Below are 26,018 nucleotides of genomic sequence, written 5' to 3'. Positions count from 1 at the left end.
CTGCGCTTGCGGAGTCACTTGCTGCGCTTGCAGAATCACTCGCTGCATTTGCCGAGTTCGCAGCGTCTGTTGCTGAGCCTGCGGCTGCTGTTGCGGAATCGCTTGCTGCACTTGCAGAATCGCTCGCTGAATTTGCAGAGTTAGCTGCATCTGTTGCTGAGCCGGCGGCTGCTGTTGCAGAATCGCTCGCTGCATTTGCAGAGTTAGCTGCGTCTGTCGCAGAGCCTGCAGCTGCAGTTTCAGACGCCTTCGCGTTAGTTTCTGAAGTTTTCGCATTCGCTGCTGAAGTTGCGGCGTCGCTTGCTGAATTTGCAGCGTCTGTTGCAGAACTTGCTGCCGAAGTGGCTGAATTTGCTGCGTCTGTTGCGGAGCTTGCCGCTGCACTTGCAGAATTACTTGCTGCAGTTTCAGAGGCTTTGGCATTAGTTTAAGTTTTCGCGTTAGTTTCTGAAGTTTTCGCATTCGCTGCTGAAGTTGCGGCGTCGCTTGCTGAACCTGCTGCCGCAGTTTCAGACGCCTTCGCGTTAGTTTCAGAGGTTTTAGCTTTTGCTGCAGAAGCTGCTGCGTCGCTTGCTGAATTCGCAGCATCTGTTGCAGAGCTTGCTGCAGAAGTGGCGGAATTTGCTGCGTCTGTTGCGGAACTTGCTGCTGTAGTTGCAGAAACCGCTGCATCGCTTGCTGAAGTTGCGGCTGCTGTTGCAGAATTTCCGGCTAGTGTTGCGGAACTTTCTGCAGCACTTGCAGAACTTGAGGCTTTTGTTGCTGAAGTTGCGGCTCTTGTTGCTGCATTTGCTGCATTAGTTGCCGAGGTTGATGCGGCGCTGGCGGAGCTTGCTGCGGCGTTGGCGTGGCTTGCGGCTTGTGAGACGGCGTTGTTAATCTCGGTGAGCGAATCAGTTACCGTTTTGGCGGCATTTTTGGCGTCGGTGATAGCTGCCGATGTTGTATCGGATAAGCCGTAAATAATATTACCGCTTGCGTCCGCGGTGACTTTTAGATCCGAGGTGGCACCGAAGGTGATTTCGTTGCTGGCGGTATCGGAACTCCATTGTTTTCCTGTGGTTGCCGTGCCGGCTGATTGTGAGTTTGCAATATTAAATTTGTATGTTGAAGTTGTGCCGCCGGAAGTAATATCCGCTTGTAATTTGCTGGCAACGGCATAAAGTTGCGAACCGTTGATAGCTTCGGTTGACGTGGCGCTTAATTTACCCGGTGCGACGTTTACGATTAAACGTTGTTCATTTGTTCCGGTACCACCCACGCTGACGAAACTACCCATACTGGAAATGCCGCCGGCAAAGTTTTCATAGACGTGTCCGTTAATGGTGACGGAACCTAAACTATTGGTGTCTTGCACGCTGTAACCGGTGGAATTCGTCCCCAAAATCACCGCGCCCACTAAGCCGTTGCCGTTACTCGGTTTAATATTATTACCGATTAACACCATATCTTTTGCGGAAGCGGTGCTGTTATTACCGATTACATAAGAGCCGAGAGCATCCCAGTCGATTGTGCTGTTCGAACCGAAAATTCCGCCGACACAACTTTGCGGATTCGGCGTATTGTTATGACCGAATACCACTAAATTGCCCATATTGTTACAATCGCCATTAATGCTATTGTTATTGCCGTAATTCGTCACTTGCGCGGACGCGCTAAAGCTTAGTGCGCCGGCGGTCAGTAATGCGCCGAACAAGACGCCGTAACCGGCTTTTAGTACAGTTTTAGTGACTGCGGTTTGGTTGTTTGATGAAGATTTGACTTTACCTCTCGCCAATTCGGATACGACAACTAATTGCTTAGTCGCGGCATTCCATATGACTTTAAATATATTGTTCATATTGAACTCCTGATTAATAGTTAATAAACAAAATCTTTTAGGTTACTTTTTGATCAAAAATAAATTTTGGACGCAAAAAACCTCTTAGGGCTTCCCGACGAGCGGTCGGGATGCGCCTATGATCAAAGTTGAATCGTTATTAAAATTAATTAAGACAGCTAAAAAATATGCATATATTTTTTGCGAACTGACAACATACTAGTTAAAATATAGGTATATCTTTACTTAATTTATGCAAAATTATGCAAAATTATGCAGATACTATTGCGGATTGCCCGCCCACACAACCATTACTTTGTCGTTTTCCAACTGACGCGTGAATGCAAAATAACGTCCGTTTTTGACCGCACTTTGTACGCCCGCTCCAATTGCCGGATGCTGTTGGCGGAACTGACTCAGTTTTTGCCAATGAGCGAGTAATGCTTGTTTTTCCTCTTGACTGCCAAGATCTTTCCAATTCATATCGGAGCGCGTGCCTTGCATCGGATCGGAACCTGTCGGCCCGAATTCACGACCGCTTTCGTCACCGTAATAAATTTGTACGGCGCCGGGCGCTAACAGCAATAAATTTGCCGCCGTTTTTTGTTTATCCGTGTCTTGCTCGCTATCCGAATGGAAGAACAATCGGGTGTCGTGAGAAGAAAGATAGCTTAGTACATTGAAATCTTGTAATTTGCCGTTCATTTCTTGATACACCGGATCGATTTTCGCAAAGCAATTCAAGGATTCTTTGGCTTGATCTTGGAAATCAAAATTGATCATTGCGTCAAAGCCGTTTTGGTAATAACTGCTTTTCGCAACACCGTGCCCCCAAGCTTCGCCCGTCATCCAAAACGGTTGCGCGAAACTTTCTTTCGGATTGGCGGCTTGCCATTCCTGTAGAGCTTTTTGGGCTTGATTTTTGAGTTGGAGCCAAGTGCTTTGTTCAACGTGTTTTGCGGTATCGACGCGGAATCCGTCCACGCCGTATTTACGCACCCAGTCGGTGAGCCAAGTGATTAAATAATCACGCACTTTGGCATTTGGTAACGCTTTCGCGTCGGTATCTTTTTGTCGATAAAACGGCGGTAAATCCACCGCACTTTCCGCTTCGGTTTTTAAATCCGGAAGCGAGGAAAGAGACATTTTGAGGTCATCGAATTTCGGGCTGTCGTAATCGCCGATGTCGGAACGCACCCAATCTTTGCCCCACCATTTTTGCCAACCGTCTTTATCGGAGAATTTGATGTAATCGTTAAAACTGTGCCAATTTTGTCCGGTTTTCGGTTTCCAGTTCGTCCATTTTTCACCGAGCAATTCGCGGCGTTCGTCATCTTTTAAATAAAACGCGCCGAAACCGAATTCTTGCATATCTGCCAAGGTCGCATAGCCGGTGTGGTTCATCACCACGTCGAACAAGACGCGAATGCCACGTTTATGTGCTTGTTGAATGAAGTTTTTCAGATCTTGTTCGCTGCCCATATTGGCATCGACTTTCGTCCAGTCTTGGTGATAATAACCGTGATAGGCATAATGCGGGAAGTCGCCTTTCGCACCGCCGCCGACCCAGCCGTGCATTTGTTCCAACGGCGAGCTGATCCAAATGGCATTGACGCCAAGTTGTTGTAAATACGGAAGTTTTTCGGTTAAGCCGACTAAGTCACCGCCGTGGAAAGTACCGATTTCTTGCATTCCGTCTTTTTGGCGTCCGTAGCTGTTATCGTTTTTCGGATCACCGTTATAAAAACGGTCGGTTAACACGAAATAAACCGTGGCGTTTTTCCAGTTGAATTCTGCGGATTTTTCACCCGCACTTTTGACTTTTTCTAACAATAACAATCCGTTAGATTGCGGATGCGGCGTGAAGGTAACTTTGCCGTTTTGCACTTTGGCGGTTTCGCCGGAATAAAAATCGCGTAGCGTTTCACCTTCGGCAAAACTCTCGGCGACATCAATTTCCACCGGTTTGCGATCCCACACTTGGCAGGTTTTTGCCGCGGCGATTTGCGGTTCCGGCGCTTTTTCGATGCTGACGCGTAAGGTCGGTGTACCGCTGCGCATATCGATTTGCGCTAAATAATCCGCGTCTTTAAACAGACGAAGTTGTGGCACGTCGCCCGCGCACGGGATCAGTGAAATTGTTTGGTTTAATTTGACCGCACTTTGCGGTTGATAGCATTGATTATTAAAGGTGAACTGTAACGGATAGGTTCCCTTTTTCAATGCGGTTTTCGATTGAAAGAGTTGTTTTTCACTTTCGGTCAAATCACGAAAATGCCCGCTTTGCCAGCCGGTTGTCGCGCACGCCGTGATCGAACAAAACAACGAAAGATAAAGTAGGTGTTTTTGCATATTTCATTCCTTAGATTTATCCTTAGAATCCATTTCGTTCGGTTACTTTATAGTTTTTTATTAATATCGACCGAACGCCACATAAAAATGTATAGCAAGTTAAAAAAGGTGTGATACAAGGATACGTTCATACCACACCAAGATAATTTCTAGCCTTTCACACCACCTGCGGTTAAGCCGCCGACTAACCAACGTTGGGCAAGTAAGAATACTGCCGTAATCGGAATCGCCGAAAGTACCGCTGCCGCCGCAAAGTCACCCCATAAGTAGTTTTGCGGGTAGAGGTATTGTTGCATTCCCACCGCGAGGGTGTAGCTGTTTACATCGCGTAGTAATAAGGAGGCGACCGGCACTTCCGTGACTGCGGCGATGAAAGAAAGAATGAACACCACGGCAAGAATCGGTACGGAAAGCGGTAATAAAATCAAACGGAACGCTTGCCAAGGTGTGGCGCCGTCTAATGCCGCCGCTTCTTCCAGCGAGCCGTCGATAGTTTCGAAATAGCCTTTGATTGTCCACACGTGCAACGCGATACCGCCTAAGTAAGCGAAGATCACGCCCGCGTGGGTATTCAAACCGAGGAACGGTACATATTGTCCCAAACGGTCGAATAAGGCGTATAAGGCAACAAGTGACAATACGGCAGGGAACATTTGGAAAATCAACATTCCTTGTAAGATCGTTTTTTTGCCTTTAAATTTCATCCGCGCAAAGGCGTAAGCACAGGTTGTGGAAAGGGTGACGATACCGATTGAGGTAATGGTTGCCACTTTAACGGAGTTCCATAACCAAAGTAAGACCGGAAACGGCGGTGGTGTGACGGAGCCGTCTTCGTGCACCACTTCAAAGCCTAATGCCAATTTCCAGTGTTCCCACGAGATTTCGCTCGGAATAATGTCGCCGATCGCCAAGTTGCCCGGACGTAGCGAAATGCCGATAACCATTAATAGCGGGAACATAATGAGCGCTAAGAAACCGATTAAAAGTAAATGGGTCGCCCATAAACGATAACGCATAGATTTTGGTTGTACGATAGCCATAATAATCTCCTAATCCAATTTCATTTTGCTGGCTTTAATGTTCAACAATGCTAAACCGCCGACCAACAAGAAGATGATGGTTGCAATCGCCGCCGCCAAACCGAAGTCTTGGCTGCCGCTGCCTTCGAAAGCGATACGATAGGTGTAGCTTACCAATAAGTCGGTGTAACCCGCCGGCGTGGTGGTGCCGATCATATCCGGACGACCGTTGGTTAATAATTGAATCAAGACGAAGTTGTTAAAGTTAAACGCGAAGGAGGCAATCATTAACGGTGTCAACGGTTTTAATAACAACGGCACGGTAATTTTGCTGAAGTTTTGCCACGTTGAGGCACCGTCCATTGCGGACGCTTCGTAAAGATCTTGCGGGATCGCTTTTAATAAACCCATACATAAAATCATCATATACGGATAACCCAACCAAGTATTGACGATTAAAATCATCGCTTTGGCGAGGAACGGATCGTTAAACCATTCCGGACGAATGCCGAATAATTGGTTTAAGATCATATTGATTTCACCGAAACTTTGGTTAAATAACCCTTTAAATACCAAAATCGAGATGAATGACGGTACGGCGTAAGGCAAGATTAATAATAAGCGGTAAATCGCTTTGCCGCGCAAGGCTTCCCATTGCACTACGCAAGCCAACACCATTCCGATAATTACGGTGAATACTACGGTTAATACAGAGAACACTACCGTCCAGATGAAGATTTGTAAGAACGGTTTTTGAATACCTTCATCGGTAAAAATTTTCACGAAATTATTGAAGCCGGTGCCGACGGTGAAACCCGGTTCTAAGGTTTCGCTTAACCAATCGCCGCTTTCGTTCACTGCTTGGAAGAAACCGGTTTCCATATTGGCGCGATATTTTTTGCCGTTTTCGTTGTTGACTAACACTTGATTCGCTTCGTCATAATGATAACGGGCTTTTTGTTCGGAGAATTGACGTAACGAACTCATTGTTAATTCGTTACCGTTCGGTAATACGACGGTCATCGCTTGTAACGCGCTACGATTCTGCGTAATCACTTTAAGCGGTGCGACATCGCCTTGCGGTTCGTCTTGTTCGGTGACGACGACTTGTTTATCGTTTAATGCGATGCTGTCGGAGACGAAAACGGATTCCATATCGCCGTGACGTAAGGCGATTTTAAAGCGGTTGTCCGCTTGCGGATATAATTTGAAATCGTATTTTTCGCCGGAAAAATAATGTTGTTGTCCCAACACGCTTAATGCGCGTTCAAAAGCCAGTTGGTTTGTTCCGCTATAGTTGGTAAATGCGATCGCGATGGTTGCGACCAACGGGAAAAGAATAAAAATCGTCATCCCCATAATGCCCGGATACACATAGCGCCACGCATAAACTTTTTTGCTGCTAAAAATATAAATACCGGAGGTCAAAATCACTAAGGTTAAAATAGCAAAGAGGTACTCGCCTTGCGAATACATTAGCATAACAAGATAAAAATCAATCAGTAATACGGCACCGATAAGGAGGTATTTCAACCATATATTGAATGAGGATTGCGATTTGGTCGGGTTAACCGTTTGTTGCATAACACACCTCGAAATGTTGGAAAAACAGACCGCACTTTAACTGTGCGTGTAAATTATTCAATTATTCGGTTATAGTCAGTTCTACAACCTTTAAGAACGAACATCCCTGTTCGAAATAATAAAGCTCTCCGTTAATAAAAAACGAACACCTAAAACAATGATCCGGCACGGGCGCTCGTCCCGTGCCGATTAGTCAGAAACTATTGTTGTTTTTGAATACGCGCACGCGCATCATCCAATGCTTCTTTCACGCCTTGACGGCCGCTTACCGCATTCACGATAGCTGCTTTTTCTGCATACCAGAATGCTGCCATTTGTGGAATGTTCGGCATAATTTCACCGTGTTGCGCGTTCGCCATTGTTGCTGCAATGCGTGGATCTTTAGCCAATTTTTCTTGGTAAGATTTTAATGCCACTGCGCCAAGCGGTTTGTCTTTGTTCACTGCATCTAAACCGCTGTCGGTTAAGAGGTAGTTTTCTAAGAACTCTTTAGCTAAGTCTTTGTTCGGGCTTGCGGAGTTCACACCGGCACTTAACACACCAACGAACGGTTTAGACGCTTGACCGTTTAAAGTCGGTAATTGTGCGACGCCGTAGTTGATTTTGCTTTTCTCGATGTTGCCCCAAGACCAAGGACCGTTGATAGTTAATGCGGTTTCGCCTTTGTTGAAGCTTGCTTCTGCAACGGAGTAGTCCATATCCGCGTTGATGACTTTGTTTTTCACCATATCAACGACGAATTGTAAGCTTTTCACGGAACCTTCGTTGTTCACGCCGATGTCGTTCACGTCATATTTGCCGTTTGCATATTTGAATGCATAACCGCCGTTAGATGCGACGACCGGCCAAGTGAAGTATGGTTCGGACAAGTTCCACATAATGGCGTTTTTGCCTTCTTTTTTGAATTTTTTATCTAATTCGACGATTTCTTCCCAAGATTTTGGCGGTTCAGGTAATAAATCTTTGTTGTAGATTAAAGATAAAGATTCGATTGCAACCGGATATGCAATAAGTTTGCCGTTGTAAGTTTCCGCATCCCACGCGAAGTCAACGAATTTGTCTTTAAATTCTTTGCTTGGTTGTAATTCAGCCAATAAACCCGCTTGTGCATAGCCGCCGAAACGGTCGTGTGCCCAGAAGATGATGTCCGGACCGTCACCTGTAGAAGCAACTTGAGAGAATTTCTCTTCTAATCTGTCCGGATGTTCGACTAAAACTTGTACGCCGGTGTCGGCTTCGAATTTTTTACCGACTTCGGCAAGACCGTTGTAGCCTTTATCACCGTTAATCCAGATAACAAGTTTACCTTCGGTCATTTTCGCCATAACGGAAGTGGAAAGAACCAAGCTTGCCGCTGCTGTCAAGGTAAAGGTTAAGAGTTTTTTGTTCATAGAATCGCTCCTTTGTGATGGATTTAATTTGGATAATAAGGATAAGAAAACACAACCTATCCGGAGTTGTTGCAAATTATGCAGTAATATTTTGATTTGTTATCCTCCCCCCTCCTCCTCCCTCCGCTAAATATCCGCTAATTTCGTCCTTTTTTGCGTTTTTTGTGATACCTGTCACAAAAACAACTTAACAAAATGTGACCCCCTTCACAAAAAAAAGCGCATTCGGCGTGAACTTTTCATTTTTTAACGGAATGAATGTTTTTTCGTCTAATCCTTAAAAAAAATGCAAAAGGATGATTTTTTTCAACAATATATAGAGGATTATAGGCACCGTAATGAAAAAGGTTGGGCTGGATGACAGCAAATAATAAAGAGGTTTTATATTATGGCAAATGTATCGTTACGCAATGTAGGTAAATCTTATGGCAACGTACATATTTCTAAAGACATTAACTTAGAAATCAATAAAGGCGAATTCGTCGTCTTCGTCGGGCCTTCCGGCTGCGGTAAATCGACTTTATTGCGTATGATCGCAGGACTTGAAGACATTACCGCGGGTGAATTATATATCGGCGATAAATTAATGAACGATGTGCCGCCGGCAAAACGCGGTATCGGTATGGTGTTCCAATCCTATGCGCTTTATCCGCACCTTGATGTCGCCGAAAATATGTCCTTCGGTTTAAAACTTGCCGGTGTCAACAAAGCGGAACGTGATCAACGCGTCAACCAAGTAGCGGAAATCTTACAATTAGCACATTTATTAGATCGTAAACCGAAAGCATTATCCGGCGGTCAACGTCAACGCGTAGCGATCGGTCGTACCTTAGTTTCTCAACCGGAAGTGTTCTTATTAGACGAACCGCTTTCCAACTTAGACGCTGCATTGCGCGTGCAAATGCGGGTCGAAATTTCCAAATTACACAAAAAATTAAACCGCACGATGATTTATGTTACCCACGATCAAGTGGAAGCGATGACCCTTGCGGACAAAATCGTGGTGTTAAACGCAGGCGGTATCGCGCAAGTGGGTAAACCGTTAGAACTTTATCATTATCCGGCAAATCGTTTCGTCGCAGGCTTTATCGGCTCGCCGAAAATGAATTTCTTACCGGTGAAAGTGGTCGGCGTGGAAGAAAACCGCGTTCAAATCGAATTACCTGATGCAAACAGCAACTTCTGGATTCCGGTGAAAGGCGAAGGCGTGAAGATCGGCGATAACTTATCGCTCGGTATTCGTCCGGAACATTTAGTGCCGGCGGATCAAGCACAAGTCACTTTGCAAGGTAAAGTGCAAGTGGTCGAATTACTCGGTAACGAAACCCAAATTCACTTGGAAATTCCGGCAATTAAACAACCTGCGTTGGTTTATCGTCAAAACGACGTAGTGTTAGTGGGCGAAGGCGATACCTTTAATATCGGTATTATTCCTGAACGCTGCCATTTATTTAAAGAAGACGGCACCGCTTGCCCGCGTTTATTTAAAGAGAAAGGTATTTAAAGATTCCGGCATTGATTGCAACGATGAATGCCGACAAGCATATCAAGTAATTGATATATCCCTAAATATTATTTATTAAATAATGAGGTCAATTATGAACAGTAAAAAGACTCTACTAGCAGTAGCTATCACAGGCGCATTAATCGCAACCAGCGCAAGTGCGGTTGATTTCCACGGTTATGCTCGTTCCGGTATCGGCTGGACATCCGGCGGCGGTGAACAATCTGCATTTACAGTAAATGGTGGTGGTTCTAAATATCGTTTAGGTAATGAATCCGACACCTATGCGGAATTTAAACTAGGTCAAGAACTTTATAAAGACGGTGACAAATCCATTTATTTTGATACGAATGTAGCTTATGGCGGAACTTTACATAATAATGACTGGACTGCAACAAGCCCTGCATTGCGTGAAATTAACGTTCAATTCAAAAACTTCGCAGACAGCTTACCGGGCGCAACATTATGGGCTGGTAAACGTTTCTATCAGCGTCACGATGTTCATATGAACGACTTCTACTACTGGGATATTTCAGGTCCGGGGGCAGGGGTTGAAAATATCGACCTTGGCTTCGGTAAATTATCTTTAGCAGTCACTCGTGATACTGAATCTGGCGGTGCGTTCTCATATTACTACGATCCAGTGACTAAATCATATAAAAGCAATTATGATGATGACGGTTCTGTGACTAAAAAAGATGTATATAACGATATTTTTGATATTCGTTTAGCAGATATTAAAGTCAGTGAAAACGGTCGCTTAGAATTAGGCTTTGATTATGCAAATGCTCATACTTCAGATGATGCTAAATTTAATGATCCTAAAGCCTCCAAAAACGGTTATATGATCACTTTAGAACATACTCAAGGTAACTTCTTCGGTGGTTTCAACAAATTTACCGCACAGTATGCAACCGATTCTATGACTTCTTGGAATAATGGTCACGCTCAAGGTTCCTTATCTAGCAATAAAGGTCATATGCTTCGTTTAATCAACCAAGGTGTGGTTCAAGCGTCTGACAAAGTTGAAGTAATGTATGCTTTAATCTATGAAAAAACAGACTTAGATAACAAACGAGGCAAAACTTGGTACTCCGCAGGTATCCGCCCAATGTATAAATGGACTAATACAATGAGCACATTGTTAGAAGTCGGTTACGATCGTATAAAAGATCAATACAGCGGTAAGAAAAACGACTTAACTAAAGTTACACTTGCCCAACAATGGCAAGCCGGTAACAGCATCTGGGCACGCCCTGCAATCCGTGTATTCGGTACTTATGCACACTGGAACGATAAATTCAACCAAAGCAACCGTACTAACGCAGGTTACAAAGCGAAAGACGGCGAATTCATCGCAGGTGTTCAATTTGAAGCTTGGTGGTAATCCCTCAGGGTTTACCCGAAATACAGGGGAAGCTCGCCTTCCCCAGATCACCCAAAATTGTTTTACGAGGTTAATATGAAAAAAACACTTTTAACGACCGCACTTTTTTTGGCTAATATGTTTGTTGTTTTGCCAAGCTCGGCAGCCCCGCTTCATATTAACTCGACGGCATTGTCACAAGTTCATTGGCAAGACATTCCGTTATCCGAAACAGTGAAAACAACCTTAAACGCACAACAAAAACAAAGCTTCACCGCGCAATTCGCCGGTGTGGAAAGCCCGATTGCCGCCTATCGTATTCCGGCAAGCCAAGGCACGGTGGAAATCACCATTGACAGCCCGATTTTAGATAAAGAAGTTTTTGTGCCAAGTGCGGTGGTTTTAGACGGTAATTTTAACGTTGCCGCCACATATCCTTCTTCCGAATTTAAATTTCAAGAAGAACGCGGATTAAAACCTAACAGATTAAGCGCCGAATTAAACCTAACACCGGCAGCTAACCAAGATTATATTTACTTGTTGATCTACACAACTCAGCAAGATTTAAACAAAACGACGCTGGTGCCGCATCCGTCTAAAGTATTCGCCAAAGCGACCGGCAAACAACCGCCTTCAATTCCGGATATTGAAGTGCGACACAGCTTAAACGGCGAAGTGGCAGTGAATGTCACCGGCGCCAACGGCACACGTTTCATCGGCTTACCGACCGAAATTTTCACCGGCAAAAAAGCGCAAGCGACTCAAGTGGGCGCCGCCCAACAAGCCGCACCGACCGCCGCAGCTGCAAATGCCAAAGCGGTGAACACACCGGTCGATAAAGAAACGGAAGCATATTTTAAACAAGCCGTCAGCAAAGCATTAAAAGAAAACGATGTGAACCGCGCATTAAATTTAGTCAACGAAGCGGAAAAACTCGGACTTACCTCCCCGCGCAAAGTTTTCTTACAACAGGTTTCCTCTAAGTAGTAACATCCTAATGTCTTTTTCATTATGGTTTTGCCACCGTGAAAGCGGTGGCTTTTTTTGGACTATTTTTGGCTTTAATCCGTTAGATTAATGGTTTCCGCAATCTCAATATGCGAGGCGGTATAAGCAGGTAGTTTTTGTAATTCGGTCGGACGTAAGCGATGAAATGTTTCCGCTTTGCGGATTAAATCGGGTAATAAGAGATCTATTCGTTTATGTGCGTCCGGACTGACAATATCTAAAATAAGATAACAATCTTCATCAAAAATATGTTTGGCATAAATCACAAAATTATCAAAAGTTCGATTACAGCCATTCCGGTGTCTCCACTTCCTTAATGTCCAATCCTCCCGATATAACGCAATATGCATTTTATTTAACAGGCTAGTCATCGCTTGAGGGTTGTTTTCGAATTGACCGAAATGACCTAGAAAATCCGGATATTTTCCGGTATCGTGAAAAAGAGCGATTCCGACAGCCACGCGATCAATGCAGGGCGTGTCGGATAAATCCGAATCAATCAGCACGCGAGAAACCATTCTAATCTCTCGCCTTCATCATTTCATTAACATCGTCCTGACTAAGCGTTAAATTCGATAGACGCACGATTTCAATGCCGTCTTTACGTTCTTGGATATGTCTTAAATAAACTTCTAATGTATGTTTAGCACTGGCAAGCGCTTTAAATTCGTCAAAAAAATCTTCATAAATTTCATTTTCATAACGGTTTTTAATTAGATTAATGCCGAAATCTAACGCTTGGTTTACCAACTGCAAGCTATATCTTTCGTTAGTATCCACATTGGCAAGGCGGGATTTAATCAGAATATTCAGTTTTTTTAAAGATTGTGCAAGCGCGCCTACCTCTTTAAATACATCTTCAACCGTGGCTTGCGTATTTGCCATTGTTCTGATTTCTTCGACACTGTGAGAAATATTATGAATTAGATTCGGTTCGGACTGCCCGTTCACTGCAATACCTAACCCTAGCATTAATGCCTTTGCCGCATTTGCCTTTTTCATCATACTCCTCAAGAATTTAATTTGAATTGGCGGAAGAGAATGGGAGTCGAACCCACCCAAGATTGCTGGCAACCTTAACAGGATTTGAAGTCCTGCCGCTTCACCGGAAACGACGCTCTTCCGTAAGAGATAGCGCAACTTTAAACCAAATCGGCGGATTATTCAAGTCGTGCGCGATTTTCTGTGAAGTTTCGCGCAAAATAAGCGGACTTTTCTACTGAATTTCAGCGCAAAAAACAGTATGATTAAGCCAAGCAAAAACTAACAGGATTCGCAAAAATGACCGCACTTTTCCGCCAACTTCCTTCGACCGATAAATTATTACAACTCGCGCAAGAGGAGCAACTTATCGCCGAGTTCGGGCGTTCCGCCGTGGTGAATTGCTGCCGCGCGTTATTGCAAGAAGCGCGCGAGCAAATAAAATCGCAACAAAATCCACCGCACTTTTTCGCCGATTCCGCCCTTCTCACTCAAGCGCTCCGCCGGCGTTTAACTCAAGCGCAGCAAGTAAAAATTCAGTCGGTGCATAATTTGACCGGTACGGTGCTGCACACAAATCTTGGACGTGCTTTGTGGTCGGAGGCGGCGCAAAATGCGGCGCTCACCGCAATGCGGCAAAATGTTGCGTTGGAATATGATTTACAGGAAGGGAAACGCAGTCATCGCGATCATTATATCAGCGAACTGCTTGCCGAACTCACCGGCGCCGAGGCGGCGTGCGTGGTGAATAATAATGCGGCGGCGGTGTTATTAATGTTGGCGACCTTCGCCAAAGACAAAGAAGTGATTATTTCCCGCGGGGAATTAATCGAAATCGGCGGCGCTTTCCGAATTCCCGATATTATGGCGCAAGCGGGCTGTAAATTGGTGGAAGTCGGCACCACCAATCGCACTCACTTAGCGGATTATCGCCGCGCAATTAACGAAAATACCGCCTTTTTAATGAAAGTTCATAGCAGTAATTATCAAATTTGCGGCTTTACCGGCAGTGTATCGGAACAAGAATTAGTCGAATTAGGACAAGAATTTTCCGTGCCGGTGATCACCGATTTAGGCAGCGGCGCGTTAACGGATTTAGCGCAATATCATTTGCCGCCGGAACCGATGGTGCAAGAAAAATGCCGTCAAGGTGTCGATTTAATTTCCTTTTCCGGCGATAAGTTACTCGGCGGCCCGCAAGCCGGCATTATTGTCGGTAAAAAAGCGCTGATTGCGCAACTGCAAGCGCATCCGTTAAAACGCGTCTTACGCTGCGATAAAGTGATTCTCGCCGGCTTGGAAGCCACGTTGCGGTTATATTTGCAACCGGAACATTTAACGCAAACCTTGCCGACATTAAACTTGCTCACTGCACCGCTCGCGCAACTGACGCAGCACGCCGAAAAGATAAAAAGCCTGTTGGAAAATCGTCTCGGCGCCGATTATCTGGTGCAAATCGAAGCCGGCGCAGCACAAATCGGCAGCGGTTCGCAGCCTTTGGCGCGAATTCCTTCCGTCGCCGTTACCTTGGAAGGTAAAAACGGGCAAAAACCTACCGCACTTTTTGCTCGCCTGAAAGCCTTGCCGCAACCGGTGATCGGGCGGATTGAACATAACAAACTTTGGCTTGATTTACGCAGCGCGGCAAATCTCGACACATTGCGCACCACTTTGGAGGCATTATGATTATCGTCACATCCGGTCATATTGATCACGGCAAAACCGCATTGTTACAGGCGTTAACCGGCACCAACACGGCACACTTGCCGGAGGAAAAAAAGCGCGGGATGACCATTGATCTCGGCTATGCTTATTTGCCTTTGCAAGACAAGATTTTAGGCTTTATCGATGTGCCGGGACACGAAAAATTCTTGCCGAATATGCTCGCCGGATTGGGCGGTATTCATTATGCAATGTTAATCGTCGCCGCCAATGAAGGTATTCAAGCGCAAACCCGCGAACATTTGGCGATTTTACGCTTGCTGCAAGTCGAACGAATTATGTTGGTGATCACCAAGGCGGATTTGGTCGCGCAGGATGACATTGATGCACTCGTCACGCAATTATATCAAACCTATCCGTTTTTAGCCCGACAACCCGTTTTTATTACCTCGGCGAAAACCGGACAAGGCATTGAGGCATTACGCGATTTTCTCGCCGCCTTGCCGAATCTTGCCGAACGGGAAAAACCGTTTCGTTATGCTATCGACCGAATTTTCAGTATAAAAGGCGCAGGCACGGTAGTGACCGGCACGGCGTTTTGCGGCGAAGTGCGAATTGAACAAGATCTTTGTTTATCGAACGGACACAAAGTGCGGGTGAAAAATATTCACGCGCAAAACCAACAAAGCGAAGCGGGTTATGCGGGTCAGCGCTTGGCGTTAAATATTCATACGGATTTCGACCGCACTTTAATCGAACGGGGCGACTGGTTATTCGCGCAACCGCCGCTCGACCCGACGGAGCGCGTCACCCTTTGGGTGGAAAGCGAAGCGGCATTAAACGAAAGCCAACCGGTACATATTTACCACGCCGCCAGTCGCACCACCGGCAAATTGACTTTATTGCAAAGCAAATCCCTCGCGCCTGCGCAGCAAGGGCTTGCCGAGTTAGTGTTGGAAAAACCGCTGTTTTTAGCCTACGGCGACAAACTGATTCTACGCAGCGGCGACGCGAAATCCATCGCAGCGGGCGCAAAAGTGATCGAAATTAACTCGCCGAAACGCTACAAACGCACGGAAGTGCGGTTGAAATATTTACGCAATTTAATTCAAAGTGCCGACAGCACCGAACGCCTTCGCCTTTACTTACAACAACGCGCCGTACCGCGCGCGCAATTAATGTGGACGGAACAACTCGGCGCCGCACAATTAACCGAGATTTTGAGGAAAAACGGCGATATTCAATTTCAGGATTGGTGTTTTAATGCCGATTATCAAGCGGAACGCGCGCGCGAATTATTGCTTGCGTTAGAAACATATCACGCCCAACACGCTGATCAAGCGGGTATCAGCAAAGCGCGTTTATATCGTATCGCGGCGATTAATCATCCGGAAAAACTGATTTATCATTTTATTGATGAATTGTTGGAACAAGGCGCCTTACAACAAACACGCGGTTGGCTACATTTACCGGAGCACAAAATCCGCTTTTCCGACCAAGAACAGCAATTATGGCAATTCGTGCTGCAACAATTTTCCCGCCAAAGCGGACAAGCCCTCTGGGTGCGCGATTTAGCCGACAGCTTAGGGCAAGAAGAAAACGCAATGCGCAACTTTTTGTACAAAGCAGGCAAATTAGGCTATTTAACCGCCGTAGTGAAAGATCGTTTCTTCTTAACGGAGGACATCTACGCCTATTCGCGCTTAATCAAACAACTTATCGCCCGCCAAGGCGAAGGGATTTCTGTCAATCAATTACGCGACGAACTAAATTGGGGACGCAAACTCACCGTGCAACTAGTGGAATATTTCGACCGTTGCGGATTCCTACGTCGCAAAGGCAATTTACACATCCTACGCGACGGCGATATTTTTGATTTATAAGAAAAAAGCAGAAAAAGTGCGGTGGATTTATTGGGAAAAAACAAATGGCAATTTTGGTTACTTATTCCCACTGCACTTTTTAATTTTCTAAATCCACGCTGATGACTTCGGGCAGATCTTTGAGCAATAAGTACACTTGTTGCACTTTGGCGCGGTCGGTGATAAGGCATTTTATGCTGAGTTTTAATTCGCCGTTCGGTTGATCTTTAATGGCGAAATTATCTGCCCGATATTGATTGCTGATCAGTAAATCCGTGACTTTTGCGATACCTTGCGCGTTGTTTAACAACACGTTAATCCGCGTTTTGCGGGTTTTACGTCTGCTGCGGCGGACAAGTTGTTGCACCGCGGGTCCTAGGCGAACTGCCAATAAAATCATTAGGGTGGCGACTGTGGCGTCGAAAAAGAAACCGGCGCCGGTGGCAATGCCGATCCCTGCCGCCGCCCAGATAATTGCAGCGGTGGTGAGGCCGGAAATGGCGTCGTTGCTTTTACGCAAAATCACACCGGCACCGAGAAAACCGATGCCGCTAATTACTTGCGCCGCCAAGCGCATTGGGTCGGTGCGGATGTTTTCGGAAACTTGCGCGTAATGCTCCGCCGCTTGAATGGAAACAATGGTGAGTACGCAAGTAGTAACCGCAATAATTACGCAGGTTTTCACACCGACCGGTTTGTGTTTTAATTCCCGTTCCAGCCCGATCATCCCGCCTAATAACATTGCCACGGTCATTTTGATTAAAATGGTTAAATTCGCCGATTGAAAAAACGACGCCAATAATGGAAATTCGATAGTCATAAGGTTCCGTTAAAATAAAATGAAAAAGATTATGCAGCGTTATTGTACGCTGAATTGTGCAATAACGGAAATGTCGCAAAAGTGCGGTGATTTTTTCAGTTATTTTAGAAAAGATTTGAGTCGATACACCAATAATGCGGTGAGGATCAACAAACATCCCAAGCCTTTTTGCCAAGTCAAGATTTCGTCTAACAACCAGATGCTTAGTCCGAGCGTCCACACCGGTTCTAAGGTCATAATAATGGCGGCGACAGTGATATTGCAATAACGTTGCCCCAAGGTTTGTAGGAAAAAGCGAAAATTTGTGGCGATGAGCACGCTTGCGCCGAACCATAACCAAGTTTCAACAGAAATCGAACGCGACCAATCTTCCGTCAGAAGCGAATAAATGCCGCACAGAGTGCCGACGCACGCCAGTTGAATAGTGGTGAGCGGTAAAGGTGAAACGGATTTAGCGTATTGATTGTTTAACACGAAATACACGGCGGCGCTTAATGCCGCACATAAATAAAGTACGGTGCTGAGCGAAAAATGTAATTCGCCTTGCGCGGCGGATAATAAATAAAGTCCGCAAGTGGCAATCGGTAAGGCAATCCAAAATAGCGCGGCGGGTTTCTGCTTAAACAATATCCAACCGATAAGCGGTGCAATCAGCATTGATAAACTGAAAATAAACGCACCTTCACCGAATTGTGTGCTGTAATGAATAGCGATAATCCAAAATGCCAGATCCAAGGTGAACATTATGCCGACCGAGGCGCAGGCGATACGTTGCGAGGCGGATAACGCCTTTAATTGCGGATAGGCAAAAGGCAAAAACAACAATGCGGCTAAGGAAAAACGCAAGCCGAGAAAGCCGACGGGCGGCATTTCGGCAATGGCATATTTGGAAAAAAACCAGCCTATTGCGGCGATAACCGTGACAAAAAGCAGAATGGTTTCTCCGAGATATTTTTGCATTGCCGCCTCGTGTGATATGCCCGCCAATCGCAGGCGGTTTGATTTTAGGCGTTCGAGCGGGAATAAGCCGCCGCTTCGGCAATCAATTCGTCGCTCGGACGTTGATGCGTATAAAGCACGAATTGTTCCACTGCTTGTAAGGTCATTACTTCCGCACCGGAAATCACTTGTTTACCCTGCTCGCGCGCATATTTGATCAAAGGCGTTTCCGCCGGCATCGCCACTACATCAAAAGCGGTTTGTGCTTGATCGATTAAGTTTTGCGGGAAAGATAAATCGAATTCTTCTTTGCCGCCTTTCATTCCGATCGGTGTAACGTTAACCAAAATATCCGCTGCTTGATCTTGCAAGCTGTCGATATATTGATAACCGTAAAGATCCGCGAGGTATTTACCGGTTTGCGCATTGCGTGCGTACACTTTTAGGTTAGCGAATCCGGCATTTTTAAAGGCGGCAACCACTGCTTTCGCCATTCCGCCGCTGCCTTGCACAAGCACTTGCGCGTTTTTGTTCAAGCCGTATTTTTCGATTAATTTCGCAATGGCGATGTAATCCGTGTTATAGGCTTTTAAATAACCGTTATCGTTGACAATGGTATTCACCGATTCGATCGCTTGCGCCGACGGATCGATTTCGTCCAAAAACGGCATACAACTTTCTTTGAACGGCATTGATACCGCACAGCCGCGAATACCTAGGGCGCGCACGCCTTTTACCGCGTGTTCGATATCCGTGGTGGTGAAAGCTTTATAGACAAAATTCAGCCCTAATTTTTGGTAAAGATAGTTGTGAAAATATGTTCCCGTATTACCCGGACGGCCGGATAGCGACATACAAAGTTGCGTATCTTTATTGATCATAGAAGACTCCTAAATGTTTAAATTAATCGCGTCATCAATAAAATATTGATTCATATCGAACGCTGGTTTCGCTGCGCGGTCTTTGCCCACGGTTTTCGCCGGTACGCCCGCCACCGTGGTATATTCCGGCACGGCTTGCAGCACCACCGAATTAGCGCCGATTTTGGCGTAACGTCCGATTTCAATATTCCCTAAAATTTTCGCTCCCGCGCCGATCATTACGCCTTCGCGCACTTTCGGGTGGCGATCGCCGGATTCTTTGCCCGTACCGCCTAAGGTGACGCCTTGTAAAATGGACACATCGTTTTCAATCACCGAGGTTTCGCCCACCACAATGCCCGTGGCGTGGTCGAACATTATGCCGCAGCCGATTTTTGCCGCCGGGTGAATATCCACGTCAAAGGCGACGGAAATTTGATTTTGTAAATAAATCGCCAGCGGTTTGCGGTTTTGTTTCCATAAATAATGAGTAATTCGATAACTTTGCAGGGCGTGGAAGCCTTTTAAATATAACAATGGCGTGCTCCACAATTCCACCGCCGGATCCCGTTGACGCACGGCGCGAATATCGCACGCCGCACTTTCGATGATACTCGGTTGCGCTTGATAAGCTTCTTCGGCAATTTCGCGCAGGGCAATCGCCGGCATAATCGGATTCGCCAATTTGTTGGCGAGAATATAACTGAGTGCGCCGCCGAGATTATGATGTTTTAAAATGGTTGAGTGGAAAAAACTGGCTAACATCGGTTCGCCGTCCACTAATTCCTTGGCTTCTTGACGGATTAAATTCCAAACTTCGACAGACACCTTTACTCTCCTTTGCGTTCTCGCCCTAATAAACTCATTGCGACGTCTTGCGCATTTTTGCCGCAGAATAATACTTGATATACTTGTTCGGTAATCGGCATTTCAATGCCTTGCCGTTGCGCAAGCAAATAGGCTTCTTTGGTGTTATAAAAGCCTTCCACCACTTGCCCGATTTCCGCCATTGCTTGTTGTGCGTCAACGCCTTGACCTAACATCAGACCGAAACGACGGTTGCGCGATTGATTGTCGGTACAAGTCAACACCAAATCGCCCAAACCGGACATTCCCATAAAGGTGTTCGGATTGGCGCCGAGCGAAACGCCCAAACGGCTGATTTCCGCAATGCCGCGCGTAATCAATGCGGTTCGCGCATTGGCGCCGAAGCCCATTCCGTCCGACATTCCCGCGCTGATGGCTATCACGTTTTTGATCGCGCCGCCGAGCTGTACGCCGATCATATCGCGGTTGATATATACGCGAAAATGTTTGCTGCAATGGATTCGCGCTTGAAATTCCAAGGCGAAAGTTTCGTCGTTAGAGGCTAAGGCGATTGCCGTCGGCATTCCCGCCGCCAATTCTTTGGCAAAGGTCGGGCCGGACAACACCGCTAACGGGAAATGCTTGCCTAAGCGTTCTTCCACCACTTCTTGCAATAAGCGTCCGGTATCGCGTTCAAGTCCTTTGGTCGCCCACGCAATACGGCTGTCGGCACGCAAGTGCGGTTTAATTTTTTCAATCACTTCGCCGAAAACGTGACTCGGCACGACGATTAATAAATCTCTGGATTTTTCCACCGCACTTGCCAAATCGCTTTCGATGCATAAGGCATCGGGAAAGCTTGCCCCCGGCAAAAAAGCGGCGTTTTGACGTTCTTCCGCCAAACGTTGCATATGTTCGGGATCGTGCCCCCAAAGATAGGTCGGATAGCCATTACGCGAAAAGGCGATAGCCAATGCGGTGCCGTAAGAACCGGCGCCGATAACGGTGATGGGTGAGGCGGAGATTGTCTTATTCATCATTTATGCTCCTAAAACAGCGAAATTTGATAAAAACGAAAAGGGTGAGAAAAATTCCCACCGCTTAATTCGTTAATCGAAGGCATTAATGAACTTCTTGGTTTCCTTCTTGTTCGCTTTGTTGTTGCTGACGTTGCAAATAATCCATAAATAAGGCATCAAAATTCACCGGTGAAAGATTTAACGGCGGGAAAGTGCCGCGATTCACTAGGCTGGAAACCAATTCGCGCGCATAAGGGAACAACATATTCGGGCATTGTGAGGTTAAGCAATGGGCTAATTGCATTTCTTCGATACCGCTGATAGCAAATACGCCGGCTTGTTTGACTTCGCAAATAAACGCAACGTCACCGCTGTCTTCCAAGGTGGTTTCGACGGAAATATTTAAACAAACTTCGTATAAATCGTCGCCGAGTTGTGTGGCTTCGGTGCTTAAATCAAAGCCGAGTTTCGGTTTCCAATCTTGTTGGAAAATATGCGGTAGGTTCGGCGCTTCGAAAGACACGTCTTTCACATAAATGCGTTGAATTTGTAATACCGCTTCGGTCACTTGTTCTTCCGTTGTCGCAACGTCTTGATTTTGTTCGGTCATTTTTTCATCCTTAATTGGTTATTTATTTTTTTTGACTAAAGGTAAATTTGCAGAACGCCAGCCGGTAATACCTTCTTTTAAGCTGTAAACGCGGCTAAAGCCTTGTTTCGCCAATAATTCGGCGGAGGCGCCGGCGGTCATTCCCGTCGCACAGGCTAAAATCACCGGCGTATCTTTATGATGCTCGATTTTGCCGAGATTTTGATTTTTGATTTCGCTCGGCAACACATTAATGCTGTTGATAATATGTCCGCGTTCAAATTCGTCCAAGGTACGCAAATCGATCACGATGGCTTCCTCGTTATTCATTAAACGCACTGCCTCCGCATTATCAACGATTTTCACTTTCGTGGTCAGCGCTTTCACCGTGGTGTAAATCACCATCACAAAGACGGCGATCCAAGCCATAACCATTAATGTATGATTCTTGGCAAACGCCGTTGCCATAGGAATAAATTCTTGCATTTTGTTCTCAATGTTTAAGTTTAAAAATAAGGGTTTAAGTATAACCGCACTTTATTCATCTTTCAAAGCAACTATTACAATTTAATTGATCTATATTATAGATATAACCGTCGTTTATTGTTATATTAGCGCCGTTTTCAAGGACTAAAGAGAAATCGAATCAATATCTTCCCTTCCTTGTTATCCGTATGTTTCTGTCGTTAAGAAACCTACTTTTCTTATTACTTAGAACAAAGGGGTCAACAATGTTCTACATTCAATTTGCAATCGTATTGATATGTATCCTAATCGGTGCACGCATCGGCGGTATCGGTTTAGGGGTTATGGGCGGTTTAGGTTTGGCAGTTTTAGCCTTCGGCTTTAACTTACAACCGGCAGGCTTGCCTATCGACGTTATGTTTATGATTATGGCGGTAGTTTCCGCTGCGGCGGCAATGCAAGCTGCCGGCGGTTTGGATTATATGATTAAAATCGCTACCAATATTTTGCGTAAAAATCCGAAACACATCACCTTTATGGCGCCCGCCGTCACTTGGTTATTCACCTTCTTGGCGGGTACCGGTCACGTGGCTTATTCCGTTTTACCGGTTATCGCCGAAGTTAGCCGTCACAGCGGCGTGCGTCCGGAACGTCCGCTTTCAATGGCAGTTATCGCATCTCAATTCGCCATTGTTGCTAGTCCGATTGCTGCGGCGGTGGTTGCAGTTGTTAACTTCCTTGAACCACAAGGTATTCATTTGGGCGACGTATTGATGGTGACCATTCCTTCTACTATTTTAGGGATCGCGTTGGCTTGCGTATTCGTCAATAAAATGGGTAAAGAATTAAAAGATGATCCGAATTATCAACGTTTACTGCAAGATCCGGAATACGTGAAAGCAAACAGCGCACAATCCAACATCGCCGAAATCGAACTTAAACCAACCGCGAAATTATCTGTCGGCTTGTTCTTATTCGGTGCACTTCTTGTAGTGTTAATGGGCGCAATGCCGTCATTACGCCCTATGTTTGGCGACAAACCTATGGGTATGGCACACACTATCGAAATCGTAATGTTAACCGTTGGTGCATTAATTATCTTAACCTGCAAACCGAACGGTAACGCCATTACGCAAGGTTCCGTATTCCACGCCGGTATGCGCGCGGTTATCGCTATCTTCGGTATCGCGTGGTTAGGCGACACCCTAATGCAAGCACATATGCCGGAAATCAAAGAAAGCGTGAAAGCCTTAGTCGAAACCGCACCTTGGACTTTCGCCTTCGCGTTGTTCTTACTTTCCGTATTGGTCAACAGCCAAGGGGCGACCGTTGCGACCTTATTCCCGCTCGGTATTGCACTTGGCATTCCGGCGCCGATTTTAATCGGGGTATTCGTTGCGGTTAACGGTTACTTCTTTATTCCGAACTATGGTCCGATCATCGCTTCTATCGACTTCGATACCACCGGCACGACCAAAATCGGTAAATTTATCTTCAACCACAGCTTTATGATTCCGGGCTTGCTCAGTATGGTCTTCAGCTTAGCCTTCGGTTTGTTATTTGCGAACTTGTTCCTCTAAGCTGAATCCGGTTAATCATTTAGCCTGATCTTTCAACCTCGATTCTATGGAATCGAGGTTTTTTTATTGCCGTTTTATCCTCAAAGTGCGGTGGTTTTCGGCGGAATTTTTTCGCAGGCAAAAACACAGTGGATTTCCGCCGCAAAGCCTCGCATAATAGGGCAAACAATCACAGAAGGACTGCAATAATGACAATCGACAAACAACTTATTCTTGATGCTTTTCATTTTCGCCACGCGTGCAAACAATATGATCCGAGCAAAAAAATCAGCGACGAAGATTTTCGTTTTATTTTAGAAACCGGTCGCCTGTCGCCAAGTTCTTTCGGCTTTGAGCCGTGGAAATTTTTCGTCATTGAAAACCGCCGACTGCGCGAATTGATTCACGACAACGCGTGGGGCGCGAAAGATAAAATTATGGATTGTAGTCATTTTGTCATCGTCACCGTGCGCCAACCCGACACCTTGCTTGCCGACGGCGACTATGTGCAACATATAATGCGCGATGTTCACCACATTCCCGACGAGGCGCGCAAATTACGGCAAAATTTCTACCGCACTTTTACCGAACAGGATTTCGCCTTAACCGCTAATCCGACGGCGTTTTATCATTGGGCGTGCCGTCAAAGCTATATCGCAATGGCGAATATGTTGACCGCAGCCGCAATGATCGGCATCGATAGCACACCGATTGAAGGTTTCCCGTTGGAAAAAATGAACGATTTGTTGGTCGAACAAGGCTTATATGATCCGAAAGAATACAAACTCAGCGTAATGATCGCCTTCGGTTATCGCGTAAACGACCCGCGTGAGAAAACTCGCCAAGCCTTTGAAGACGTCGTGGAGTGGGTGAAATAATGCTTTTTTTAGCCAATAAAGTGCGGTGAATTTTCACCGCACTTTTGCAAATGCTCTCCATTTGATAAAAATCGCTAGACATTCCGCCGTAAAAGCCTAAAATCAGCAATGTTTTTTTGATCTTAATCAATTTTATAGGAAAGCTATTTATGAAAACTATCGTTATTGTCGGCGGCGGTGCCGGCGGGTTGGAACTTGCCACCTCTCTCGGTGAAAAACTAGGACGTCGCAAAAAAGCGCGCGTAATCTTAATCGATCGCAACAGCACCCACCTTTGGAAACCCTTATTGCACGAAGTCGCCACCGGCTCCTTAGATGATGATATCGACGCCGTGAGCTATCGCGCACACGCGAAAAATCACCATTTCGAATTTCAACAAGGCACCTTAAACGGCTTGAATCGCGAACGAAAAACCGTCACTCTCGCACCGATTTACAACGCGGACAACGAATTATTGGTTGACGAACGCCATATCGCTTACGACACCTTGGTGTTGGCAATCGGCAGTAAATCCAACGATTTCGGCACGCCCGGCGTGGCGCAACACTGCATTTTCTTAGACAGCGCCGAACAAGCTAAAATTTTCCACCAACGAATGATGGAATTATTCCTGAAATTCGCCAATAACAACGAAAAAGAAGTGCATATCGCCATTGTAGGCGGCGGTGCAACGGGCATCGAACTTTCCGCCGAATTGTATAACACCGCCAAACATTTACATCATTACGGTTTCGGTAAACTGAATAACACCAGCTTAAAAGTCACCTTACTTGAAGCCGGCGAGCGTTTATTACCGGCGCTGTCGGAACGCATTTCCGCCGCCGCGCAAAAAGAATTACAGGCATTGGGCGTAGAAGTGCGCACCGGCACACCGGTTACCGAAGCGGTGGAAAACGGGTTAATCACCAAAGACGGCGACACCCTTTACGCGGATTTAATGGTTTGGGCTGCCGGTGTGAAAGCTGCCGACATCATTAAAACCTTCGGTTTAACCACCAATCGCCTTAACCAAATCGAAGTGAGAGAAACATTACAAAGCAAAGATGACGATGATATTTTCGTCATCGGCGATTGCGCCGCATTAATGCAAGCGGACGGCAAACTTGTCCCGCCGCGCGCCCAAGCCGCGCACCAAATGGCAACCGCCTGTAAGAAAAATATTCTCGCACAATTAGCCGATAAACCGCTCAAACCTTTCGTGTTCCACGATTACGGCTCACTAGTCTCCTTTTCAAAATTCGGCACGGTGGGCAATTTAATGGGTAATTTAACCAAAGGTTCAATGTTCGTCGAAGGCAAAATTGCCCGCATTGTGTACCTTTCGCTCTATCGAATGCACCAAGCCGCATTGCACGGTTGTTTCAAAACCGGCTTGATTTTACTGGTCGGCAGCATTAACCGCTTACTGCGCCCGTCAATGAAATTGCACTAAAAAACTAAATTCGGCGGAAGTGCGGTGATTTTTCACCGCATTTCAGTTCATTGACAAAGTATCCTTAAGTAGGATGGGCTTTAGCCCATCATATTGAAATA

Annotated in this window: 22 protein-coding genes, 1 tRNA gene and 1 pseudogene; 9 read left to right on the top strand and 15 right to left on the bottom strand. The window is 45.8% G+C overall.

Translation table 11 applies throughout. The features are described 5' to 3' along the window. A pseudogene (locus tag CVP04_RS12235) lies at positions 1–431 on the top strand (hypothetical protein); the annotation flags it as partial. Here CVP04_RS12235 and CVP04_RS04895 read toward each other — a convergent pair. From CVP04_RS04895 to malE, 5 genes are all read right to left on the bottom strand, one after another. Further along, on the bottom strand, positions 428–1,840 hold the full coding sequence (locus CVP04_RS04895; RefSeq protein WP_100296406.1) for an ESPR domain-containing protein: 1,413 nt from the start codon (positions 1,838–1,840) through the stop codon (positions 428–430). The pseudogene CVP04_RS12235 and the gene CVP04_RS04895 sit on opposite strands and share 4 nt — an antisense overlap. 261 nt (positions 1,841–2,101) lie before the next feature. Then, positions 2,102–4,171 (bottom strand): alpha-amylase, encoded by a 2,070-nt coding sequence (locus CVP04_RS04890; protein WP_100296405.1) that lies wholly within the window; start codon positions 4,169–4,171, stop codon positions 2,102–2,104. A gap of 149 nt (positions 4,172–4,320) precedes the next feature. After that, a complete protein-coding gene (gene malG / locus CVP04_RS04885) occupies positions 4,321–5,211 on the bottom strand; it encodes a maltose ABC transporter permease MalG (RefSeq protein WP_100296404.1) in 891 nt (296 codons plus the stop codon). A gap of 9 nt (positions 5,212–5,220) precedes the next feature. Continuing rightward, entirely contained in the window at positions 5,221–6,774 is a 1,554-nt protein-coding gene (gene malF, locus CVP04_RS04880; RefSeq protein WP_100296403.1) for a maltose ABC transporter permease MalF, read from the bottom strand. Positions 6,775–6,974: 200 nt separating this feature from the next. After that, entirely contained in the window at positions 6,975–8,165 is a 1,191-nt protein-coding gene (malE, locus tag CVP04_RS04875; RefSeq protein ID WP_100296402.1) for a maltose/maltodextrin ABC transporter substrate-binding protein MalE, read from the bottom strand. Positions 8,166–8,553: 388 nt separating this feature from the next. Here malE and malK point away from each other — a divergent pair, with 388 nt between their 5' ends. The 3 genes from malK to malM all read left to right on the top strand — a co-directional run bounded on the left by malK (position 8,554) and on the right by malM (position 12,022). Beyond that, positions 8,554–9,669 (top strand): maltose/maltodextrin ABC transporter ATP-binding protein MalK, encoded by a 1,116-nt coding sequence (gene malK, locus CVP04_RS04870; protein WP_100296401.1) that lies wholly within the window; start codon positions 8,554–8,556, stop codon positions 9,667–9,669. 94 nt (positions 9,670–9,763) lie between these two features. Continuing rightward, a complete protein-coding gene (locus CVP04_RS04865; protein ID WP_100296400.1) occupies positions 9,764–11,056 on the top strand; it encodes a maltoporin in 1,293 nt (430 codons plus the stop codon). Between the two features lie 75 nt (positions 11,057–11,131). Next, the gene (gene malM, locus CVP04_RS04860; RefSeq protein WP_100296399.1) at positions 11,132–12,022 is read left to right on the top strand and encodes a maltose operon protein MalM; all 891 of its coding nucleotides are present in this window, start codon (positions 11,132–11,134) and stop codon (positions 12,020–12,022) included. 74 nt (positions 12,023–12,096) lie between these two features. Here the strand turns inward: malM and CVP04_RS04855 are convergent, their stop codons facing one another. The 3 genes from CVP04_RS04855 to CVP04_RS12230 all read right to left on the bottom strand — a co-directional run bounded on the left by CVP04_RS04855 (position 12,097) and on the right by CVP04_RS12230 (position 13,167). Continuing rightward, complete coding sequence (locus CVP04_RS04855; RefSeq protein ID WP_100296398.1) at positions 12,097–12,561, bottom strand: type II toxin-antitoxin system YafO family toxin; 465 nt, start codon at positions 12,559–12,561, stop codon at positions 12,097–12,099. A gap of 1 nt (position 12,562) precedes the next feature. Continuing rightward, positions 12,563–13,048 carry a hypothetical protein gene (locus tag CVP04_RS04850; protein ID WP_133118473.1) on the bottom strand — a complete coding sequence of 162 codons (486 nt, stop codon included), beginning with the start codon at positions 13,046–13,048 and terminating at the stop codon, positions 12,563–12,565. Between the two features lie 24 nt (positions 13,049–13,072). Then, positions 13,073–13,167, bottom strand: a tRNA-Sec gene (locus tag CVP04_RS12230). 157 nt (positions 13,168–13,324) lie between these two features. Here CVP04_RS12230 and selA point away from each other — a divergent pair. Beyond that, positions 13,325–14,710, top strand: a complete 1,386-nt coding sequence (selA, locus tag CVP04_RS04840; protein WP_100296396.1) for an L-seryl-tRNA(Sec) selenium transferase — start codon at positions 13,325–13,327, stop codon at positions 14,708–14,710. Continuing rightward, positions 14,707–16,569: a selenocysteine-specific translation elongation factor gene (gene selB / locus CVP04_RS04835; RefSeq protein ID WP_100296395.1), complete on the top strand. Its 1,863-nt coding sequence runs from the start codon at positions 14,707–14,709 to the stop codon at positions 16,567–16,569. Before selA ends, selB begins: the two co-directional genes overlap by 4 nt. Positions 16,570–16,648: 79 nt before the next feature. On the opposite strand, the gene CVP04_RS04830 is transcribed toward selB, so the two are convergent. From CVP04_RS04830 to CVP04_RS04800, 7 genes are all read right to left on the bottom strand, one after another. Continuing rightward, a complete protein-coding gene (locus CVP04_RS04830) occupies positions 16,649–17,368 on the bottom strand; it encodes an MgtC/SapB family protein (RefSeq protein WP_100296394.1) in 720 nt (239 codons plus the stop codon). 99 nt (positions 17,369–17,467) lie between these two features. Continuing rightward, complete coding sequence (locus CVP04_RS04825) at positions 17,468–18,328, bottom strand: DMT family transporter (protein ID WP_100296393.1); 861 nt, start codon at positions 18,326–18,328, stop codon at positions 17,468–17,470. 44 nt (positions 18,329–18,372) lie between these two features. Further along, positions 18,373–19,188, bottom strand: coding sequence for a shikimate 5-dehydrogenase (locus CVP04_RS04820; RefSeq protein ID WP_100296392.1), 816 nt, complete (start codon positions 19,186–19,188; stop codon positions 18,373–18,375). Between the two features lie 9 nt (positions 19,189–19,197). Then, positions 19,198–19,995, bottom strand: coding sequence for a serine O-acetyltransferase (cysE, locus tag CVP04_RS04815; protein WP_100296391.1), 798 nt, complete (start codon positions 19,993–19,995; stop codon positions 19,198–19,200). A gap of 2 nt (positions 19,996–19,997) precedes the next feature. After that, the gene (gene gpsA, locus CVP04_RS04810; RefSeq protein ID WP_100296407.1) at positions 19,998–21,011 is read right to left on the bottom strand and encodes an NAD(P)H-dependent glycerol-3-phosphate dehydrogenase; all 1,014 of its coding nucleotides are present in this window, start codon (positions 21,009–21,011) and stop codon (positions 19,998–20,000) included. Positions 21,012–21,096: 85 nt separating this feature from the next. Continuing rightward, on the bottom strand, positions 21,097–21,603 hold the full coding sequence (gene secB, locus CVP04_RS04805) for a protein-export chaperone SecB (RefSeq protein WP_100296390.1): 507 nt from the start codon (positions 21,601–21,603) through the stop codon (positions 21,097–21,099). 18 nt (positions 21,604–21,621) lie between these two features. Then, complete coding sequence (locus tag CVP04_RS04800; RefSeq protein WP_100296389.1) at positions 21,622–22,068, bottom strand: rhodanese-like domain-containing protein; 447 nt, start codon at positions 22,066–22,068, stop codon at positions 21,622–21,624. Between the two features lie 245 nt (positions 22,069–22,313). Between CVP04_RS04800 and CVP04_RS04795 the strand changes: the two genes are divergently transcribed. From CVP04_RS04795 to CVP04_RS04785, 3 genes are all read left to right on the top strand, one after another. Further along, positions 22,314–23,627 carry an anaerobic C4-dicarboxylate transporter gene (locus CVP04_RS04795; RefSeq protein WP_100296388.1) on the top strand — a complete coding sequence of 438 codons (1,314 nt, stop codon included), beginning with the start codon at positions 22,314–22,316 and terminating at the stop codon, positions 23,625–23,627. A 188-nt stretch (positions 23,628–23,815) separates the two neighbouring features. Continuing rightward, positions 23,816–24,484: an NAD(P)H-dependent oxidoreductase gene (locus CVP04_RS04790; protein WP_100296387.1), complete on the top strand. Its 669-nt coding sequence runs from the start codon at positions 23,816–23,818 to the stop codon at positions 24,482–24,484. Positions 24,485–24,633: 149 nt separating this feature from the next. Continuing rightward, a complete protein-coding gene (locus CVP04_RS04785) occupies positions 24,634–25,917 on the top strand; it encodes an NAD(P)/FAD-dependent oxidoreductase (RefSeq protein WP_100296386.1) in 1,284 nt (427 codons plus the stop codon). The last annotated feature ends 101 nt before the right edge of the window (positions 25,918–26,018 follow it).

Source organism: Caviibacterium pharyngocola, assembly GCF_002795405.1.
In the GTDB taxonomy this organism is placed as follows: Bacteria; Pseudomonadota; Gammaproteobacteria; order Enterobacterales; family Pasteurellaceae; genus Caviibacterium; species Caviibacterium pharyngocola.
The sequence above is the reverse complement of the archived record's forward strand: the minus strand, read 5'-3'. Positions and strand labels throughout refer to the sequence as shown.

Coding starts and splice junctions, on each gene's coding strand:
- gpsA (WP_100296407.1), bottom strand. CDS start 21,011: ATGAATAAGACAATCTCCGCCTCACCCATCACCGTTATCGGCGCCGGT.
- CVP04_RS04890 (WP_100296405.1), bottom strand. CDS start 4,171: ATGCAAAAACACCTACTTTATCTTTCGTTGTTTTGTTCGATCACGGCG.
- malE (WP_100296402.1), bottom strand. CDS start 8,165: ATGAACAAAAAACTCTTAACCTTTACCTTGACAGCAGCGGCAAGCTTG.
- CVP04_RS04895 (WP_100296406.1), bottom strand. CDS start 1,840: ATGAACAATATATTTAAAGTCATATGGAATGCCGCGACTAAGCAATTA.
- CVP04_RS04850 (WP_133118473.1), bottom strand. CDS start 13,048: ATGATGAAAAAGGCAAATGCGGCAAAGGCATTAATGCTAGGGTTAGGT.
- CVP04_RS04785 (WP_100296386.1), top strand. CDS start 24,634: ATGAAAACTATCGTTATTGTCGGCGGCGGTGCCGGCGGGTTGGAACTT.
- selA (WP_100296396.1), top strand. CDS start 13,325: ATGACCGCACTTTTCCGCCAACTTCCTTCGACCGATAAATTATTACAA.
- CVP04_RS04795 (WP_100296388.1), top strand. CDS start 22,314: ATGTTCTACATTCAATTTGCAATCGTATTGATATGTATCCTAATCGGT.
- CVP04_RS04825 (WP_100296393.1), bottom strand. CDS start 18,328: ATGCAAAAATATCTCGGAGAAACCATTCTGCTTTTTGTCACGGTTATC.
- malF (WP_100296403.1), bottom strand. CDS start 6,774: ATGCAACAAACGGTTAACCCGACCAAATCGCAATCCTCATTCAATATA.
- selB (WP_100296395.1), top strand. CDS start 14,707: ATGATTATCGTCACATCCGGTCATATTGATCACGGCAAAACCGCATTG.
- CVP04_RS04865 (WP_100296400.1), top strand. CDS start 9,764: ATGAACAGTAAAAAGACTCTACTAGCAGTAGCTATCACAGGCGCATTA.
- CVP04_RS04820 (WP_100296392.1), bottom strand. CDS start 19,188: ATGATCAATAAAGATACGCAACTTTGTATGTCGCTATCCGGCCGTCCG.
- CVP04_RS04830 (WP_100296394.1), bottom strand. CDS start 17,368: ATGACTATCGAATTTCCATTATTGGCGTCGTTTTTTCAATCGGCGAAT.
- CVP04_RS04855 (WP_100296398.1), bottom strand. CDS start 12,561: ATGGTTTCTCGCGTGCTGATTGATTCGGATTTATCCGACACGCCCTGC.
- malM (WP_100296399.1), top strand. CDS start 11,132: ATGAAAAAAACACTTTTAACGACCGCACTTTTTTTGGCTAATATGTTT.
- CVP04_RS04790 (WP_100296387.1), top strand. CDS start 23,816: ATGACAATCGACAAACAACTTATTCTTGATGCTTTTCATTTTCGCCAC.
- CVP04_RS04800 (WP_100296389.1), bottom strand. CDS start 22,068: ATGCAAGAATTTATTCCTATGGCAACGGCGTTTGCCAAGAATCATACA.
- malK (WP_100296401.1), top strand. CDS start 8,554: ATGGCAAATGTATCGTTACGCAATGTAGGTAAATCTTATGGCAACGTA.
- secB (WP_100296390.1), bottom strand. CDS start 21,603: ATGACCGAACAAAATCAAGACGTTGCGACAACGGAAGAACAAGTGACC.
- malG (WP_100296404.1), bottom strand. CDS start 5,211: ATGGCTATCGTACAACCAAAATCTATGCGTTATCGTTTATGGGCGACC.